A 19,526-nucleotide genomic window follows, 5' to 3' on the forward strand; every position below is an offset into this window, starting at 1 on the left:
CAATTGTGTTTACGTTGTTACATTGTACTGTATGCGTTCCTGCTGTCTTGTGTATGGACGTCCGCCGGAATCCTTGGATATTGGACGCTTTTCGCATTTGTAACTCCATACGAACATGACAGACCGATTACGGATCATGGCGAAATGCTGGGTGAGCATGGAGTATGGGAAAAACAGAAGTTTTTTGAGGGAAGTGCCGTGGAGGCGCCGCCGCATTGTCACCGAGGAGAACGGCGAAACGCGAGGGGAGCCTTGGAAGCCGCGGACAAGCCTCAGGCTGCCGGTTATATTGCAGCAGAGCTTAACGGATTGCGGAGCTACCTGTCGTTTTTAGTAAAGGTAAGGACTAATAACATTTATTCTAAAATAATTATTGACTGTTCAGTCTAGAAATGCTATGATGAACTCATCAAGCCAAGGGGGCGAAGCAAATGAGGAACTGAGATACGGGTTCAATGGGTGAGATACCGGGGGTTCGCTTTTTTAATGGTATTTTCGGACCGAACGGTCAAATTTAAAGTCGGAGGGATTATCCATGTTAAACCAACAAAATACTGAGACACAAGAATCGCAGCAAGCCATCCGAGAGCAAGCGCAAGAAACGTTCCGTAATCATCTGAAGCACTTATCCGGCGGCAATATCGAAGCTTGGGTCGGCTTGTGGCAGGAAGACGGCGTGCTGGAGTTCCCATATGGGCCGGCTGGATTCCCCGATAGGAAACAAGGGAAGACGGAGCTCTTCGAATACATGCAGAACTTCCCGGAGCATTTCGAGGTGGAATTCACCGATCTTATTTTCCATCCGGCTCAGGATCCGGAGCTGATGATCGCGGAGTTCAAGTCCGTGGGTAAACACAGGGAGACGGGTAATCCGTACAACCAAACCTATATCAGCGTCGTTCGAACGAAGGATGGACGTATCGTAAACTATCGCGATTTCTGGAACCCGCTGGTGGCCATTGAGTCCGTCGGCAGCGTGAGCGATGCAGTACGATTTTCCGAGTAACGCTAAAGAGCACTTTTTCATACTATTTTCGGACTGAATAGTCAAAATAAAATCGGTGGGAAGAACTTCCCAAAGCATTTTGAGGTGGGATTTACCGATCTTGTCTTTCATCGGGCCCAGAATCCGGAGCTGACGATCGTGACCGGAATCCCTTGGTGGCCATCGAGTCCGTCGGCAGCGAGAGCGATGCAGTAGGATTTTCCGAGTAACGGCAGGGTTCCGACTTCTTGACTGAACGTTCTGTTAAGGGTAGTATGGGGACGAGATAAGGGGGAATACCAATGGCAAGAAGCAAGGAATTCGACACGAACCTGGTCCTCCACAAGGCTATGGAAGTGTTCGGTCACTACGGGTACGAGGGCACGTCCCTTCCGATATTGCTAGAGGGTTTGGGCATCGCCCGCCAGAGCTTATACGATACGTACGGCACGAAGAAGAATCTTTTCATCAAGGCCGTCAAGCATTACTTAGACGAGAAATCATCCGCCGTCGTCACTTATTTGGAAAAGTCGGAGTCCGTCAAGGATGCGATCCACGCAATCTTTCGCGAGATCGTCTTCGCCCTTCAAGACGAAGACCGGCGCAAGGAATGCTTTATTCTCTACAGCGCCATCGATCAAGTCCCTCACGAGCCGGAGATTGCCGCCTTGTTCGAGCAGGACCGAATCCGACTCGAGGGTGCCTTCCATGACGCGTTGGTTCGAGCCAAGCAGCGGCAGGAGCTGTGCACCGATCGGGACCTGCAAGCGTTGGCCCGGTATTTGTACCACTCGCGGTATGCCTTGACTCAAGTGGCCAAGTTAACGAACGATCCCAAGGTGCTGGAAGAAATCACAACGGTTACGTTGTCGACGCTTGAAGCTTGACCGGAGGGCATTGCTCTGCCCTTGGCTACCTTTATCAGACCGTTCAGTCAAAAAATGCAAATTCTAGACCATTTGATCAAAAAAAGGAGGGTTTTTAAATGAATAGTGGCCGATTCAAAGGGTTGGCGCTTCTGGTGCTCGCCATCTCCCAATTAATCATGGCACTAGACTATACGATTATTTTCGTGGCAATGCCTTCTCTGGGCATTGAACTGGGTTTCTCCGCCAACCATCTGCAATGGGTCGTTAGCGCATATTCGCTGGTGTTCGGAGGGTTCCTGCTGATCGGGGGCAGACTCTCGGACTTGATGGGCAGACGGAAAATGTTTATGATCGCAATGTCTCTGTTTGGATTAGGCTCGTTACTCGGCGGGCTGTCCGATTCCCAGCTCCTGCTCATCATAGCCAGAGGCTTGCAAGGTCTGGGAGGAGCACTCCTCTCGCCGGCAACACTGTCGCTGATAATATCTAACTTCGAAGAAGGCGCCGAACGGAATCGGGCAATGGGAATTTGGGCTGCCATGGGCGGCGTCGGCCTGTCGCTTGGTTTGCTGCTTGGCGGCATACTCACCAGTTTCATCGGTTGGGAAGCGACGTTCTTCGTTAACGTTCCGATCGCGCTCTTTACCCTCCTGCTAGCTCCGATCGTCCTAAAGGAGAGCGTAGCATCGAGCGGCCACAAGCACTTCGACGTTGCTGGAACGATCTCTGTTACCGCCGGCATGCTTCTCGTCGTCTACTATCTGATTCAATCTCCCGTCTTGGGCTGGCTTAGTGTAAGCACCTTGCCGTTTGTTCTAATCGGAGCTGCGCTTCTTGCAGCGTTCATCGTCATTGAGAAGCGTTCCAAGGGGCCGTTGATCAACTTCCGCATGTTTCGCAATCGCAACCTAACTGGCGCAGCTCTAATCGCCTTTCTTTTCTCTGCGTCGTTTGGTACACTTTATTACTTCCTGACGCTGTACACCCAAAACGTTCTGCATTATTCGGCCATTCAGTCGGGCTTTACTTTCTTGCCGCTTACTCTAAGCGCATTCCTTGGAGCGAGACTCATCACTCCCATGTTAGCCAAGATCGGAGTCTCTGGAACTATCGCTTCCGGGATGGCGCTTGGCGGCATCGGCTTTCTGTTGCTTACCCAGTTGTCGGCCTCGGGCAACGCTTGGGGAGTAGTTCCGGGGTCGATTATCATCGGCCTCGGGCAAGCGCTCGTCTTCACGACGATGTTCATCGCCGGAAGCACGGGAGTCGATCCGAGTGAGCAAGGGGTCTCATCCGCAGTCATCAACACCGGTCAGCAAATCGGCGGGGCAATCGGGCTTGCGGTCATCATGGCCATTATCACGGCTACCCTCGGCTCCGATGCCACGATGGAAACGATGAATCCCGCTGCGCTTAATTCGTCCATTCATACCGCGTTTTTCGTTATGGCAGTGGTTACGTTGATCGGTATAATAGTCGCGTTCGTCGCCTTAAAACGAACAAGGGGGGCTTCACCCGAGGAGGGGAAAGTCATCGCAACTCACTAATTGCTGAAGTGTTTCTAGCATATCTGTGTCTTATCTACTGCATTCGTTAATCACTTAATCCTTTTTAGTTTCAATGATTGACTTGATTGTATAGCTCTTGTAAAATTTTGTTAAGTGTTTTTTTAGGTAATGTACTTACTTAAAAGTAAGGGGGTAGTTATATCAATGATTCATCAGCGTGAATGTCCAGTTGAGACACTCATTCATGTTTTAGGTGGCAAATGGAAGCCACTGATTTTATGGCATTTGATTGAATCCAAAAAGCGATTCAACGATCTGGAAAAGCTAATACCTGATGCTTCACAAAAAATGCTTTCACAACATCTCCGAGATTTGGAACGAGAAGGCATAGTCGATAGAACGGTCTACCCCGCTATCCCTCCAAAAGTAGAATATTCTCTTAGTGAATACGGGCGAACATTGATTCCTGTAGCGGAAGTCATGTGTGCTTGGGGGGAAAATCACAATAAGCGGAAATATGAAGAGTCAGCGTCATAGAGCTGGTTCACATGAACTTGTACACTAATTCAATCAACTCCAAATAAAAGCTGCCACGGATTCCGGGCAGCTTTTGTTTATCTACAGTCATACTCCTGATATGAATTAAGTATCGGGTTGAGATCCCTGTCCTCTCGACCTCCGCGTATATGGCATCCTTTTCCGACATGCTTACTTTTAAGTAAGTACCCTACCTTAAAGTGGGTTCTTAACATAATTTTGAAGCGGTGCTATGCTTCAGTTAACCAAATATTGGGGCCCAGTAAAGAGGAGGAAAGAACAATGAAAATTATTGTTTTTGGAGCGACGGGGAATACAGGGAAAAGAGTGTTGGTACAAGGGATAAAAATGGGGCATGAAATGACCGCATTTGTGCGAGATTCCGAGAAGCTTTATGATCAACTAGGTGAGCAATATGCAAAGCATGTGAAGGTGATCGTGGAAGATATTATGGATCCGGTGGGTGTCGGTGAGGCGCTTGTGAACCAGGACGCCGCTATTATTGCAGCCGGCCATGCGGGCCTAGGAGAAGAGTTTGTTCGTATCGTCGATAACATTATAAGCCAATGTGAACTCCAACTTAGTTTCTCTGGGCGGGTATGGATAATGGGAGGAGCCGGCCTGCTGGACATTCCATATACTAATCTTATCGGCAACAATTTACCCGGCTTCCCACCTGAGTATAAAAATCACAACCGGAACTTCGAAAGGCTGCAACAGACTCAGCTGGATTGGTCCATTATGTGTCCGGGAACAATGGTTGATACAAGAGAGCATTCAAATCCGGTTCATCTCCATGTAACAACGGAAACCTTGCCTGTTCCGATTCCAGAGACGATCAAGGAATATTCCGAGGCAGATATAGCCGGTCACTTGTTCAGCCGGCTTCATGAACTGAATGTTGCTTATGACGATGTCGCAAGATGTATGTTGGACCATCTTGAGCTCGGAGGAGCTTTTAAAAGAAAAAGGGTCGGTCTAGCTTATCAAAGCAATATTACGGTGCGCTGAGAAGAAGGGGGATAATGGGTTTGTTTGGATTATTGCTCTTAATGCATATATTGGCTTCGACCGCCATATCTGAAAGTCAAGACCAGGGTAATGAAATACCCGCCGAGTTCGGACTGTTGATAAAAAGGATCGCACCAATCGAGATGGCAGCACAGCTGCTGATGATTGCCATATTGTTACTTATGGTCGTTAAGCCATTGTAAAGGTTTGGAGCTTCGTTGCTTGATACCGCTGAAACGTATGGCAAGAGGATCTAAAAGCGGATGATAATCGTAAAAAATTGCCCCGTTTCCAAGGTGCCCGTGACAAAGGCTGCCGCGATCGGCAGCCTTGTTAAGAGTTTTGGCTGACTTCGTTTGCTTGCGTATGGCGAAATCTACCCGAGCGACCTCTGGGTACGATCCATTACACTTTGTATGTAGGTCTGAAGCACATCTATGAACAGCTTAGCCGCCTGCCCCATGAACCTGTCCGTGCGGTATATAATGCAGATGTCTTGGCTTGGAGTAGGATTAAGCAGCTTGACGGCGGAGATATTCTCACGATTCAGAAAATCCAGCAGTAGACGGGGGAGAATACAAGCTCCAACCCCTTGTTCCACCAGCGTTAGAAGCGTGGATAACGTTGAAGTGACGATCGGATTGTCGATCGATATCCCTTGATCCTGACAGCAGGATTGGATCACTTTAGTAATCTGATGCTCTGGGCTGAACATTACCATCCTCAGCTGCTGCAGCTGTTCGAACGGGATGGCCTTCGACTTGGCGAGAGCGTGGTCCGAGCGGATGGCCAACGCGAATTCCTCATGGAACAAGGGGATGATGGCAATACGCTCATCCGTTTTGACAGGAACCGTGGTAACCCCGAGATCTCTGGTGCCGGCGGCAACCTGTTCATATACGTCCGTGGACTCCGTAACGCTGATCGAAAGCTTGGGATAGGTCCGGTGGAAGTCGACCAGCAGAGCGTCAAACAGTAAGTCCCCATCACCCGGAAGGATCCCGATGTCCAGCCGGCCGCCCTCCATTTTCTTCAGATCCGCAATCGCACCTTGGATATAATCGATTCGTTCAAAGATGAGCCGGCTTTGCTCCAATAAGATTTTACCCGCTTCCGTTAATGCAATCCGCTTGCCGATACGGTCGAACAGGGGGAGACCTAACTCGTTCTCCAGAAACTTGATCTGCTGACTAAGATTCGACTGTGTGGTACAGAGATTCTCAGCCGCTTTGGAGAAATGCATCTCCTTACATATTGCGGCAAAATATTCAAGCTGTCTCAGTTCCATCCCACCGGGCTCCTTTCGATTCGCTTAACTTCTCTATCATTATAACTTGGGCAGCGGAGTTTTCACATTTTTCCTAGTGATCATTATTGATACCGATCATTTGCATCGGAATTACGTGATTGTTGCGTTATGAATGAGGAGGTAAACTTGGGTTAAGAAAGCGAAACACATGATACAAAACAAATCAGGGAGGCGTTTCATGATGACACAATCGATTTTTAACACCGGCAAAGTACTGCATCAGGTCGTGATTGGCCAGCTTCAGGGAGTTGCGGAGGAATATTTCGACAAGCAGCCGGAAGGCTTCAACAATACCATCCGCTGGAATGTCGGCCATATGATATATTGGATGGATAAGTATTCTACCTTAAGCTTCGGCTCGCCGTCGGCCATACCTGATTCGTATGAAATGCTGTTTAACTCTGGAACAAAGCCCTTGAACTGGACGGTTGCTCCTCCATCAAAGGAAGAGTTGGTCGAAATGTTAATGGCCCAGCTTTCCCGCCTATCTGAGCTGACACCTGAAATGTTGGACGAGAAGCTTTCAACTCCTTATTCTTTGGGCCCGTTCCAATTCAATACCGCCAGCGAGTTGTTCAACTTCGCGCTGATTCACGAAGCCATTCATCTTGGAACGATTTCGAGCCAGCTAAAGGTCCTATCCCGCTAGCTAGCAAAGTATAGACGTTGGAGTGTCCAATAAACGATAATGAGGAGGCTTATTTTATGGAAAAATCCAGAGGCTCAGTCTCATCCCGAACTTGCGAAGTGTTTGATGCTTTTAGGCGGGCTTTCGAAACAGGGCATACAATCGATTTTCTTAAGAAGGTTACGGAAGATTTTCATTTTTCCGTTCCTCTCCCGCTAGAGGGGTGGAATCACGGGCAGCAAGGCAAAGCACGGTTCGAGGAATTGATCAGGTTTGAGCGCTCGGTATTGCAGGTGCAGCTGACTCCGCTCATCGAGCTTGAGAACGAGGACAACGGGATGGTGGTGTTTCGCGCGGAAGGTTCGTTGAAGGGGCTGCCTTATCGCAATGAGCTTGCGGTCGTCTTCGAGTTCGAGGCAGAGCGGATCCGATCCTTCCGCGAATATGTAGGCATGCCGTTAAAAAACTACGAGACCCCGTAATAGGTGCTATAATGAACGGAAATCTTAAGCCTCTAAAAGCGGCTTTTCGGCCGCCACGGTGAGTACCGCTGAAAGCAATACATCTGGTCGAATGACTTAGTGGTGGCTATCGATCCAGCTACCCTTGTCAAACCGCCGCATTCAAGGACGTTACGCTGAATTTCAATGGCCGCTAAGGGTCTTACCGTACAGTCATTAGGCTGTACGGTTTTTCTGATTGTAATGAAAGCTTTATTGGATACTGAAATTATGTACTTGATTGGTAAGATTCGTACTGGACTCGCCGAAACAACTGACTTACTATTGTTCTAGGGTTCGATTATTGCTTCTATTACATAACAAGGACGGTTTTTTCATGTGGGATCGGTTTAAGCCGAAGAAGATGTACTTAAGCATATTTTTGTATTCCTGCATTGTGGTAACTCTTCTCACCCTGATGTTTACCGTGTTTTTGAGCAAGCAATTCGCCAAAAGCGCAATAGAGGAGTTGGAGAAGTCCAATCAAGAGAAAATGAAGCAAGTCGTAAAATCCTCAGAATACACATTGCAGAAGCTGCGTCAGTTTGCTTTGAGAATTTATTCGGATGAGAGAATCGCGCTTTGGATGAACATGGAGAAAACCGATTACTCTCCAATGACTTTGAATAAAGCTACGATGAGCGTAAGGGAATTTATGAGCAGTGAACCGCTTATCCATACCATTTATTTAATCAATTTCGACCTTAATCAAATTTACACATCCGATTCCAGTATCTATACAACGGACGATTTCTATGATCAAACGATCTTACATTATATTAAAAATCAGAAAACGCCCTATCTTCAATATTTCAATCATGAGGTGAAGGGCGAATCGTATCTTGCGCTCGTCGTACCGGCAGCCGGACCTAATCAAAACTATCAGGGCTTCGCAGCAATCCTCTTCAGTAAGCCCTTACTGAACGAGAATATGCTGCAAGTCTCGAAAGAGGACCAGAACAAGATTTATATTGAAAGCAAAAATAAAGAATTCATCCTGGGAAATACGGATCCTGAATTAACGAAAGCGTTAATGGCAACGGATTTGACGCCAACAGCATCGGAGCATCAGAGACGGGAATGGAATTCGGGCCATGTCACCTGGTCCGTCCAAACGGATCGGCTGCCCATAGAAGGATGGAATGTGTATCATTTGGCGCCGATCACTTTATGGCAGACGAAGGTAGCAAAGATTCGTTTTGAAATTATCGGCTCCTCCATCATTCTGCTGTTGACCTTACTGTTATATTTGTTTTGGCAATCCTACCGCAGCTTCAAGCCGATAAGCGATTTAGCCATACAAATGAAAAGCAAGCTTGGCAAAGAGCATACCGCCCTGCAGCCAACGAATGCCTATAATGAAATGGAATGGATTCATTCCGGTTTCCATTCACTCGTAGAGAAGATTGAACAATTGGATCTATCCATTAAGAGCAGCAAAGCCTTGGTGAAGGAAGATATTTTGCGTCAATGGATTCTGAATTCCAAGTCTTACAAGCCGATGGAACCATTTATTACAACCCAAACAAGCATACTTCAAACGGGATTGTTCCGTATAGCCGTTATTCGATTGGAATCGTACGGCCGCTTCGAAGAACAATTCGATTTCGCTTCTCGCAAGCTGATGCGCTTTGCCATGGGAAACATTATGGGCGAAGTCCTGATGAACCATGGGTACGCAGCGGAAACGGTCGATTTCGGCTCCGACCATATCGTGGCTCTCATTTCCGCACCCGCCTCGGGAGATGACTTGTCTCAGATGAAAGGGGCACTTGAGGAAGCAAGGGTACAGATCAGGCGATGGATTAAACTGGAGGTGAATGCGGCTGTCAGTTCCGTGCTTGATGTTGAGGAAAACTTGCAAATCATTTATTCTCAGCTTTATGAACTAACGCTGCTGAGATTTATCAATAACGAGGACAAAGTATTTACCTTTGAAGATTTGGACCGGTACGAACGAGTCAAGGACAGCGATCTCGATGAAGGGCTGTTAAAGCAGGTTATCCACTCCGTTCAGCTCAAGAACGAAAAGGCGCTGGAAGGATATTTGGATCAGCTGACCTCGCATATGCAAGAACTGAGTTATGAGGAATGCAAGCTGCAGCTGACCCACATTGTGTACTCCATTATGAAGAGCTTTAAAAATTACAGCACGTTTCAAGGGCTAAAAGGGATCCATGCCTTTCTGGAACAATTTGCCACCCTCCGGGAAGTGAAAACGTGGCTGTACAGAGAAATGCTGCAAATTATGGATCAGCAGCGCAAGAAGAATACATCGGGCAGGAAGGAAGAGATTGCCGCGGAGATGATCGAATACGTGCGAAACCATCTTCACAATCCGATGCTTTCCGTGGATGACATCGCGGCTCATGTATCCATGTCCGTGAACTATACCAGACAAATATTCAAGGACCATTTTCACTGTTCCTTGTCCGACTATATTTTAAAGCAAAGAATAGAGCTCGCCGCGAAGCTGCTTAAAACGACCGACTGGACGGTTGCGGATATAACGGAACGGTCCGGTTTTCAAACCAAGAGCACCTTCTTCACGGCGTTCAAACGGGCTACCGGGATGACACCGAACCAATACCGCATGGAAAACACGGAAGAACAGCCGTAAATTTCGTACTTCGCTGCTTTGAGAATTACAACTCTTCCGGTTCGTAACAATCCGTACCGATTGGTAGATAATGGACTGTACGGAACGAGAGGGAGCCAATTATGATCAAAACACGGAGCCGGGCAAGCAGCGAAAGCAGAGAAAAAAGGAAAGACCGTCTGAACAGGCGCTGCCCGGTTGATCATAAACAGGAGGGTTTATCCATGAACCAAAGAAGAAAAGGGATCTTGCTAACGTCTTTATCGTTGATCTTGGCAGGGACGTTAGCCGGTTGTAATTCGAAAGATGCGGCGCCGTCCGACTCCGGTAAATCGGCAGCCCCGGACGCCCTATTGAGTCCAGTAACGCTGAAAATCATGTTTCCGGGAGATCCGCCGGGCAATTGGAATGAAGTCAAGACGGAGATGGAGAACCGGTTATCGAGTACGCTCAATGTGAAGCTGAATGTAGTGTTCATCCCCTGGTCGGATGTTCTCACGAAGCGCCAGGTCGCCTTGTCCTCTGCCGAAGACTACGACCTCATCTGGGATAATAATCCGACGCAAAACATTGCCGCCGGCCTCTATGAGCCTTTGGACGCAATTATTGACAAATATGGACCTGACATCAAGGGTACGCGCTCCCCGCAGCTGATGGAAGCCAACAAAGTGAACGGCAAATTGTATGCGGTTCCGCTTGAAGTGAATTTCATTCGTCCGTGGACGTTCGTTATTCGCAAAGATATCCGAGAGAAGCTGGGAGTCGCTCCGATTAAGAGCTATGACGAGCTGATCAAGTTTATGTATACCGTGAAGGAAAAGGCGCCGGAGATCACGCCGTTTATTCCGAACGGTTCGGAGCATATCGGCTTAAAGCAAGCAGGCATGTTAGATCCGAAAACCAATATTGCCTCTGTTCTCAGCTATCCCGGATTGTACACCAAAGGCAATGACGGGAAGGTTTATAATTTCTTCGATAACATGGATCCCCAGATCATGAAAAATTTCGAAACCAATCATAAGTTGTATAAAGACGGGATTATTGCCAAAGACGCTCTTACCCTCAGGAACGCCGAATTTGCCAAGGGAAAGGCGGCGGTTTCGACCTTTAATGATTTCGGTGTTAATCTCAGCACACGTACGGCTCTGGAGAAGGCGGTTCCAGGAGCGTCTGCGGAAGCATTCAGTCTATATGATCCGAGTATGAAGCTCAGCTCAACATACAAGGCAGGCAATTACATCGCTGTTCCCGTGATAAGCAAAAACAAAGAGCGCGCCATCCAGTTCATCAATTGGCTGAACAAACAGGAGAATTACGACTTGCTGGCTTACGGAATCAAGGGGAAAAACTGGGAGGATGCAGGTCCGGGCCTGTATAAACCGATTAAAGAAAACTCCTATGCCGGAATTCCTTTCGCATGGGGCTGGAACCCCAAGCTCGACCGTATTGATGCAAGCTTGTCGGAGGACGTCATCAAGCTGAATCAGTGGCAGCGGGATCCCAATAATTTTTCAGCGGATATTCTCTCCGGGTTCACCTTCGATCCAAGCCCGGTTTCCAATGAAGTTGCGCAATTGAGCAATATGGGCAAAGAGCTTTACGAGCCGATCGTTATGGGACTCATAGAACCGAAGGAAGGCTTGGAGAAATTTAAAGAAAAAGCGTATACCAACATCAAGAAAATCCAAACCGAGTATCAAAAGCAGCTGGATGCGTTTTTGGCAAATAAAAAGAAGTAAAAGACCCATAAGCCGGAGCCTTGATGTCTGAGGTGCACCCCCTATAATAGACATTGGAAAAACCCCTGGTTAATCCGATGAATTATAGGGGGTGCATTTTTTCATGGCGATTAAAGGACAAAAGTTCAAATCATACTCAGATGAAATGAAAAAAGAGGCGGTTCGCCTACACGTTGAGGAGAAATGGAGCTACCGGCAGATCACCGAGCACTTCGGAATCCAAGACAAGGATAGAGTCAAGAGGTGGATGCGTAAATTTAGAGAGGCTGGAGAGTTTGGGCTGTTGGATCAACGAGGACGGCGAGAGGAATACATAGATCAGGATCGTCACATGAAGCAGCTTAAGCGGGAGAATGAAGTCCTAAAAAAGTGTTTGAAAATCTGGAAGCAGGAGGTGTGCAAGGAAAGTATCGCATCATTGAATCGGCCGCAGAGCAATATCCAATAACGGAACTCTGCAGCATATTGGGCGTATCCAGAAGTGGATATTATCGCTTTCTGAGCAAACAAGGTGTGGACAAAGACCAAGAGACGAAAGAACGAATCAAGGCCATTTATGAGCAGCGAAATGGAACCTATGGATACCGGAGGATTGTGATGGAGCTGGAACGACAATTTGATGAGAAGGCCAACCACAAGAGGGTGCTTCGGTTGATGCAAGTGCTAGGATTAAAGGCAGTCATCCGAAGAAGACGCAACTATCGTAGTACATACCAGGCGGCGGAAGCTGCCGGCCGGGTTGCAGAGAACTTGCTGCAGCGTGACTTTAAGGCAGACAAGCCAAATCAGAAGTGGGTAACGGATGTGACACAGTATCGTGTTGGGGATGAGAGGCTATACTTGTCGGCCATCAAGGACTTGTGCAGCAACGATATCGTTGCATATCACATAAGCAAGCGTAACGACAATGAATTGGTCCTAGAAACGTTTAAAGCCGCGTTCGAAACGCAAAAAGACGTGACTGATAAGATAGCCGGATTGATCGTTCACAGCGACCAAGGCTTCCAGTACACGTCTCATGCTTACCATGACATGCTGCCTACGGTTGGCGCCCAAATCAGCATGTCCCGACGCGGCAATTGTTTAGACAACGCCGCCATGGAGAGCTTCTTCTCGCATCTCAAAGCGGAAGCGCTCTATCCCTATGATATCCGTTCTTTGGACGAGGCACAACGGAGAATAGAGGAATTTATACATTTTTATAATCATGAGAGAATACAGAAAAAACTAAACAAGCTGACACCGTTGGAGTTCCGGCGCCAGCTTGCATCCTAGGGCTTTTTTTAATGTCTACAAAATTGGGGCTAGACCAGTCAAGGTCTCCGGTTTTTTTTATTAAATGAGGCTTGATCGCAATGAAGTTCAATTTCATATCTTGTTAAAATCTGCACTTCCCCCATTGGTAATATTCACACCTGCTTAGGCTGTTAAGGTTCAAACTCATTGATAAAAGCAAGACTATACGATCCGTTTTCCGAATGAGTAAGATACAGGTACACACGAAAGGAGAGAGATCTTATCATGAGTATCATGCGGGAACTCAGGAAGAATAAATGGCTGTACGCCATGGCGCTTCCCGTGATTGTGTACGTCTTTATTTTTTCTTATTTGCCGATGACCGCCCATATATTGGCGTTCAAGCAGTTTATTCCCGCCAAGGGGCTTTGGGGAAGCCGGTGGGTGGGGCTCGACAATCTCAAGTTTTTTTTCACCGGACCGGATTGGCTCAGGGTTACTTTAAATACGGTATATTTGAACCTTCTGTTCATTGTAGCAGGTACGGTGTGCTCGCTGCTCATTGCCCTGCTGCTGAATGAAATCAGGCAAGCCTTCTTCAAGAAGCTGACGCAATCTCTCGTTATTTTGCCGCATTTTATTTCCATTATCGTCGTAAACCTAATGGTCATGAATTTCTTCAACGGGCAGGACGGTATGATCAATCGATTGCTGAACGATTTCGGATTCCAAACGGTCAATTGGTTTCAAACGCCCTCGGTTTGGCCTATGCTCCTAACGATCCTATTCGTATGGAAGGGAGCCGGCTGGGGCTCGATTATATATCTCGCCACCTTAACCGGGTTCTCCGAGGAATATTATGAAAGCGCAAGAATCGATGGGGCCAAGCGATGGCAGCAGATCTGGCATATTACCCTGCCGCTGCTGCGTCCGACCATTATCGTATTGATTCTGCTGGATCTTGGGCGAATCTTTTACGGTGACTTCGGATTGATCTATGGAATCGTTGGAGACAATTCTCTCCTGTTCAAGGCTACGGATGTTATCGATACTTATACGTATCGTTCCTTGCGGGAGGTCTCTAATATGAACAGCTATAGCAACGCCGCGGCAGTCGCATTATTCCAATCGGTTATGGGCTTTATTACCATTCTCTTTTTTAATTGGGTTGTCCGCAGGGTTGATAATGATTCGAAGTTATTTTAGTGAGGTGCTTAAGCATGTTAATGAAACAACGTGATGGTTCCCAATTGGCCATATCCGTCGTGGCTTATGGTTTCATAGGTTTCTTCGCCCTAATTTGCTTCATCCCCTTCTGGCTTGTGTATATCGGATCGTTCACGGCGGAGCATCAGATTGTCAAGGGCTTTCAAATGTTCCCTACCGAGTTTTCATTCGATTCCTACCGTTTCTTATTTAATGGCAGCCAGGTGTACCGCAGTGCCTTTGTATCCATCTTTGTTACTGTGGTCGGCACCATAGGAGCCGTGCTTTTGACTTCCATGTTCTCCTATGTGACCGCTCATCAGAAAGTGAAGTACAGGAACGCCCTTTCCTTCTACATTTATTTTACGATGCTGTTTGCCCCCGGGCTCGTAGGCTATTATTTGCTCATCTCCAACTGGCTGAGCCTGCGTGATTCGTTACTGGCATTAATCCTGCCGCACATGTTCTCCGCCTTCAACGCATTCCTGATGACCTCCTATTTTCGTACGCTTCCCTTTGAATTAAATGAAGCGGCGACGATGGATGGAGCGCATGAGCTGTACATTTTCTATCGCATCATCTGGCCGATTTCCATGCCGGTCATCGCAACGATAACGCTGTTCTATGCGCTTTCTTACTGGAATGACTGGTTTAATGCGCTGATGTTTATTGATAATCCAGAGAATCACCCGCTTCAGATGATGTTAAGAAGAATCATATCCAATTCCCAGAACTTGGATTATTTAAGTGCGAATATCAACATTCCTGTCTCAGCTACAGGCATTCAGCTTTCGACCGTTGTCATCACGATAGGGCCAATCATCTTCTTATACCCGTTTCTGCAGCGCTACTTCATCAAGGGGATGACAATCGGCGCGGTCAAAGGGTAGCTATACCGGTTCTTAACGACTATCTGCTCTCATCATTCCATAAACAGGAGGAACTAGCTTCATGAAGCCGCATTTTCGATATTCCCCGCAGCCAGTGCTCGAACCGTTGCCAGGCTGTGAATGGGCAAGCAAAATGGTGCTAAACCCGGCAATAATAAAGGATCCGTCTTCGGACCAGCTGCACATGCTCTTTCGGGCCACCGGCCCGTGGTCGAAGAAGCGGAAGGAGGGCAAGCACGACCCGTACCCGATCTTTCTGGGATACGCCGTAAGCAGCGACCTAGGAAAGACCTGGGATGCCGATTACTCCAGGCCTGCTCTTGCCCCTGCGCTGAATGAGGGGTTCGAGGACATCTACATTACGGATATCCACGGTAATTGCGTACGCGATTATTCCAACGGCTGTATTGAAGACCCGCGTATTTTTCCGGTCGAAGGGGAGCTGTATCTTTCCGTGGCATGCCGAATGTTTCCGCCAGGCCCGTATTGGCTGATTGATCAAGAGCCATCGATTGATACACGCAACGACTACGTGCCGGATTGGGTGTTTGAAGGGGACGATGCGTTCCGCGTTGCGGCGCGCACCAATCATACCGTAACCGTCCTGTATAAATTAGATTTGGAGAAGCTGAAGGCAGGCCGCTACGAGGAGGCTTTTGCTTACGTATGCCCGTTGACGGAAGGCCACGTAAGCGATAACCGGGACGTTTTCCTATTCCCAGAGAAGATGCGGATCGACGGGAAAATGCAATATGTAATGCTCCATCGCCCGATGACGCCCGCCTCATTCCCGCAAGGCTCGCTGGTGAACAGCCCGTCGATCTACCTTGCAGCAGCAGAGAAGCTGGAGGATTTCGCATCGGATCGGGCAACCCATCGCCTGCTGGCAGCCGGCCAATTTCATTGGGAGGACAACCGGATCGGAGCAAGCTGGGCACCGCTTAAGATTTCGGCGGACGAATGGCTGATTGCCTACCATGGCAAGAAGGATGTCCACTTTGGCTACACACAATCCTTCCTGATCGTACGCGAGCGGGAGAATGACTTCCCTGCCGTGACGCATCGATGCTCCGAGCGATTAATGTATGCTCAGCAGGAGTGGGAGATGCCTAGCGATTATCCTACGCCATGCTTGTTTACAACGGGCGGGATTGTGGTTGGAGAGGATTTGATCATGTCCTATGGCGCCGCAGATCAGAAGGTAGGAGTCTCATTGGTGAATTTTGGCGAGCTTGTGAGGTACATTAAGCAATTTGACGCAAATGGCCGTTGGATTGGGGAGTAATATTGGCGATCTACGTTTCGAATCGGCGCATCAATGGGGATTATTACGATGCAGCCGGTTCAACTCAAAATAATGGAAGCGCTTTTATGGAAGGGGGTGGTTTTTATGCAGCAAGATCATCGGAAAACGTTTCATTCCTTGTAAGATCGCTTGCAAAAGGTATGAATACAGAGGAGGGTAAAGAATGGTAAAACTTGGTAAACTGTTTCAAACGCGCGTTTTTGCACTAGTTCTGGCTTGCATCATGGCAGCAGGATGGATTCCCGCCGGGGAGGTTCGCGGAGAAGGCACTTTGCTGAAAACCGGAAATTATTACTTCGGCCCGGCTCCGAACGGAGGAAGTCTTCCCGACAAAGGAGCAACAGGGTTGGTTTCTTCTGCCAATGGCGTGCTGCTTGATGGAAAAACTACAACCTATGCCGGATGGATGGGAAGCGGGACAGGTACCCCAGGGACCGTACAGGTTGTGTTCGACTTGTTGAAGGATTATCCGCTCGACAGCATTAACGTCGTACTGAATTCACCCAATTCAGCTTGGGGGTTTAAAGAGTTTACGCTCAAATACCGCCCTGAGGCAGTAACGGATTATTACTATATTGCCGCCAAACACATCAGAACTCCAGGGATCGTTTCAACGAGCCCCAGCTCAACCTGGAACTATTCGGTTAACGTACCGATGTCGAACAAGAAGGCCAGATTTATTGTCATCGATATTAAGCGTCCTCATGCCTTTCAGCATATCCCCCTAACCGAGGTTCAAATTTATAAAGGGACCGGGGAAGAGGGAGTGAATCCCGGACCTGCACTGACTGCGGAACAAATGGCTCTCGAGCTGAAGAAAGACGGCTTGATGGCGGATAAGTACGGGCAGTGGGTTTATGAAACATGGCCGGGAAAGGTGGGCTCCGACGAGCAGCTGCAGCAGGAATATGCGAATGAGGCGAGTACGCTTTCCAATGTTTCCTTGGATCTTGCCAAATACGATCAGTACGGCGGGGTAAAAAACGGGGGACAATTCAAAAACACCGGTTTTTTCAGACTCCAAAAAATCGACAACAAATGGTGGTTTATTACCCCGGACGGATATAAATTTATTCTGAAGGGCGTGGACGCCACTAGTATATGGGAGTGGGGGTACGGAACGCCGCTCAAAAAAGCGGACGGCACACCTAGAAATGTGTTCGAGGAGCTTCCCGACCCTGTTGCCTATGCACCCGCTTATGTCAATGATTCCAATGGAGAACGGGTAAGCTTCGTCGTTGCCAACGTAATGAGGAAATACGGAAGCAATTTTGAATCGAAATGGGAGGATATAACTAAGAAGCGCTTGATCGATTGGGGCTTCAATGCCTTTAGCAAATGGACCAAACCGCGTCATGTCACGTTTCCCTACATTCAAGTTTTGCAAGACCCCGGCAGCTTGAAAAGAATTCAATGGACTTATGATGTGTTTGACCCGCAGAATGAATCCATCATAGAAAATGCACTAAGCTCCCAGCTGCAATCAGCGAAAAATGATCCATGGCTCATCGGATATACGTATGATAATGAGGCTGGGTGGAATACCGATATTGTCAAAGAAGTTCTGACTTATAACTCGGCTTCTCCGGCGAAGAGCGCATTTGTGGATTTCTTGGCGCCAAGGTACAACAACGACCTTGCCGTCGTCAATCAGCTTCTTGGTACCAGCGCCGCCTCCTTCAACGCGTTGAAGGATATCTCGATCAATATGGCCAAGGTGCCTGCTGCAGATATATCGGATTATATCAAGCTGGCGTCCCGAGCCTATTTTACAACCGTCAAGAAAGTAATCAGTAAATACGATACGAACCACCTATTTCTGGGGGCGTCCATCGTTCCGACTTGGCGGACCAGTCTAGAGTGGGATTCCGCGGCTATGGAGTTTGTAGATGCTTTTTCCGTTGACAATTACGTGAACGATGCCACCTGGATTTCGAGATACGAGACTTACGGCAAACCGCTGCTGAATCTGGAGTATACATTTAGTACGACCCAACGCGGTCTCTCGCCTGTCAATTCGGGTACAACCGTAGGAAGCACAGCGGATAGAGGTTATGCCTTCAAGTCTTTCGTTGAAAGTCAAATCTCCCATCCGTTGTTTGTCGGGTCGGGATGGTTCTCATACTACGACCAGGCGGTTACGTGGCGTAAAGATGGGGAAAACTTCAATATCGGGCTGGTAAACCAACAGGATCAGCCCTATACGGATATGGTCAATATCATGAAGACCGTCAATGCCGGCCTAGAGCAGGTACATGATAACGCCGGCAATCCCCAAAGCTTCGAAACAACAGCTATGTTGACGCCGGCGCAGCCGGATGGACAGAACGGCTGGTACGTTAACCCGGCTACGCTCGCCTTAAGCGCTTCGAATCAGCTGTCGGGCGGCTTGCAGACCGAATACAGTCCGGATGGGGGAGCTACTTGGGAGTTATATTCGTCCCCGGTGACGTTCGATCAAGACGGACAGTATACCGTGAAATATCACTCGTTAGACCAAACAGGAAACGAAGAGGCCATAAAAACGATCAGCTTGATGGTGGATAAGACGGCGCCGACTACCGTCGCAACGGTTAGCCCGGCAGCACCTGACGGCAGCAACGGATGGTATAAATCCGACGTCACGGTAAGCCTCGCGGTATATCAAGATGTATCCGGCTTGGCGAAGACGGAGTACCGGGTAAATCATGGCGGATGGATTAGCTATACAGGCTCGATCCCTGCTTTCGGCGAAGGAAACTATAAGATCGACTATCGCAGTGTGGATCAAGCTGGTAACGTAGAACAGATTCGCACGATCGAGTTCAAGATCGACAAGACCGCGCCGTTAGTAACGATCCAACTGGATAAAACGTCCCTGTGGCCAGCCAATCACAAAATGATCGATATCCTGGCAGCGCTTCATCCGACCGATACTGCATCGGGCATCGATTCTGTACTCTTAACCTCAGTGACAAGCAATGAACCGGACAGCGGCCTGGGCGACATCGAGGCTGATTTCGGTACAGCGGCGACAAGGGTTCGTTTGCGTGCCGATAGATCCGGCGGCGGATCGGGACGCGTATATACGGTTACTTATACGGTTACCGATAAAGCAGGTCATAAGAAGGATGTTTCGGCGACGGTCACGGTACCGCATGACAGAGGAGCCGCGCAATGATGAACGACTCAGCTTCCTAACCTTATCGAAATGGATAATGACC

At 48.2% G+C, this 19,526-nt stretch carries 16 protein-coding genes; 15 read left to right on the forward strand and 1 reads right to left on the reverse strand.

All coding sequences use genetic code 11. The features are described 5' to 3' along the window. Window positions 1-535 precede the first annotated feature (535 nt). The 5 genes from RAC89_RS29775 (at window position 536) to RAC89_RS29795 (ending at window position 4,910) form a co-directional block, all read left to right on the forward strand. Window positions 536-1,006 carry a nuclear transport factor 2 family protein gene (locus RAC89_RS29775; RefSeq protein ID WP_306617292.1) on the forward strand — a complete coding sequence of 157 codons (471 nt, stop codon included), beginning with the start codon at window positions 536-538 and terminating at the stop codon, window positions 1,004-1,006. 281 nt (window positions 1,007-1,287) lie between these two features. Next, window positions 1,288-1,872: a TetR/AcrR family transcriptional regulator gene (locus RAC89_RS29780; protein WP_306617293.1), complete on the forward strand. Its 585-nt coding sequence runs from the start codon at window positions 1,288-1,290 to the stop codon at window positions 1,870-1,872. Window positions 1,873-1,970: 98 nt separating this feature from the next. Further along, complete coding sequence (locus tag RAC89_RS29785) at window positions 1,971-3,401, forward strand: MFS transporter (RefSeq protein WP_306617294.1); 1,431 nt, start codon at window positions 1,971-1,973, stop codon at window positions 3,399-3,401. Window positions 3,402-3,566: 165 nt separating this feature from the next. After that, window positions 3,567-3,899 carry a winged helix-turn-helix transcriptional regulator gene (locus RAC89_RS29790; protein ID WP_306617295.1) on the forward strand — a complete coding sequence of 111 codons (333 nt, stop codon included), beginning with the start codon at window positions 3,567-3,569 and terminating at the stop codon, window positions 3,897-3,899. Between the two features lie 282 nt (window positions 3,900-4,181). Continuing rightward, window positions 4,182-4,910 carry an NAD(P)-dependent oxidoreductase gene (locus RAC89_RS29795; RefSeq protein ID WP_306617296.1) on the forward strand — a complete coding sequence of 243 codons (729 nt, stop codon included), beginning with the start codon at window positions 4,182-4,184 and terminating at the stop codon, window positions 4,908-4,910. 376 nt (window positions 4,911-5,286) lie between these two features. Here RAC89_RS29795 and RAC89_RS29800 read toward each other — a convergent pair whose 3' ends face one another. Next, window positions 5,287-6,198 (reverse strand): LysR family transcriptional regulator, encoded by a 912-nt coding sequence (locus RAC89_RS29800; protein ID WP_306617297.1) that lies wholly within the window; start codon window positions 6,196-6,198, stop codon window positions 5,287-5,289. Between the two features lie 202 nt (window positions 6,199-6,400). Between RAC89_RS29800 and RAC89_RS29805 the strand changes: the two genes are divergently transcribed. From RAC89_RS29805 to RAC89_RS29850, 10 genes are all read left to right on the forward strand, one after another. After that, window positions 6,401-6,868 carry a DinB family protein gene (locus tag RAC89_RS29805; protein ID WP_306617857.1) on the forward strand — a complete coding sequence of 156 codons (468 nt, stop codon included), beginning with the start codon at window positions 6,401-6,403 and terminating at the stop codon, window positions 6,866-6,868. 56 nt (window positions 6,869-6,924) lie between these two features. Next, complete coding sequence (locus RAC89_RS29810) at window positions 6,925-7,329, forward strand: nuclear transport factor 2 family protein (protein ID WP_306617298.1); 405 nt, start codon at window positions 6,925-6,927, stop codon at window positions 7,327-7,329. A 355-nt stretch (window positions 7,330-7,684) separates the two neighbouring features. Next, window positions 7,685-9,967, forward strand: coding sequence for an AraC family transcriptional regulator (locus tag RAC89_RS29815; RefSeq protein WP_306617299.1), 2,283 nt, complete (start codon window positions 7,685-7,687; stop codon window positions 9,965-9,967). A 203-nt stretch (window positions 9,968-10,170) separates the two neighbouring features. Next, window positions 10,171-11,685: an extracellular solute-binding protein gene (locus tag RAC89_RS29820; RefSeq protein ID WP_306617300.1), complete on the forward strand. Its 1,515-nt coding sequence runs from the start codon at window positions 10,171-10,173 to the stop codon at window positions 11,683-11,685. Window positions 11,686-11,788: 103 nt separating this feature from the next. After that, the gene (locus RAC89_RS29825; protein ID WP_306611401.1) at window positions 11,789-12,133 is read left to right on the forward strand and encodes a helix-turn-helix domain-containing protein; all 345 of its coding nucleotides are present in this window, start codon (window positions 11,789-11,791) and stop codon (window positions 12,131-12,133) included. Continuing rightward, a complete protein-coding gene (locus RAC89_RS29830) occupies window positions 12,082-12,960 on the forward strand; it encodes an IS3 family transposase (protein ID WP_306611403.1) in 879 nt (292 codons plus the stop codon). The genes RAC89_RS29825 and RAC89_RS29830 overlap by 52 nt, the downstream gene beginning before the upstream one ends. Window positions 12,961-13,206: 246 nt before the next feature. Continuing rightward, complete coding sequence (locus tag RAC89_RS29835) at window positions 13,207-14,127, forward strand: ABC transporter permease (protein WP_306617301.1); 921 nt, start codon at window positions 13,207-13,209, stop codon at window positions 14,125-14,127. Window positions 14,128-14,147: 20 nt separating this feature from the next. Further along, window positions 14,148-15,017: a carbohydrate ABC transporter permease gene (locus RAC89_RS29840; RefSeq protein ID WP_306617302.1), complete on the forward strand. Its 870-nt coding sequence runs from the start codon at window positions 14,148-14,150 to the stop codon at window positions 15,015-15,017. A gap of 61 nt (window positions 15,018-15,078) precedes the next feature. Further along, window positions 15,079-16,302: a glycoside hydrolase family 130 protein gene (locus RAC89_RS29845; protein ID WP_306617303.1), complete on the forward strand. Its 1,224-nt coding sequence runs from the start codon at window positions 15,079-15,081 to the stop codon at window positions 16,300-16,302. A 184-nt stretch (window positions 16,303-16,486) separates the two neighbouring features. After that, on the forward strand, window positions 16,487-19,483 hold the full coding sequence (locus RAC89_RS29850; protein WP_306617304.1) for an OmpL47-type beta-barrel domain-containing protein: 2,997 nt from the start codon (window positions 16,487-16,489) through the stop codon (window positions 19,481-19,483). Window positions 19,484-19,526: the final 43 nt, after the last annotated feature.

It is taken from the genome of Paenibacillus sp. GD4 (assembly GCF_030846225.1).
GTDB classification, from domain to species: Bacteria; Bacillota; Bacilli; order Paenibacillales; family NBRC-103111; genus Paenibacillus_G; species Paenibacillus_G silviterrae.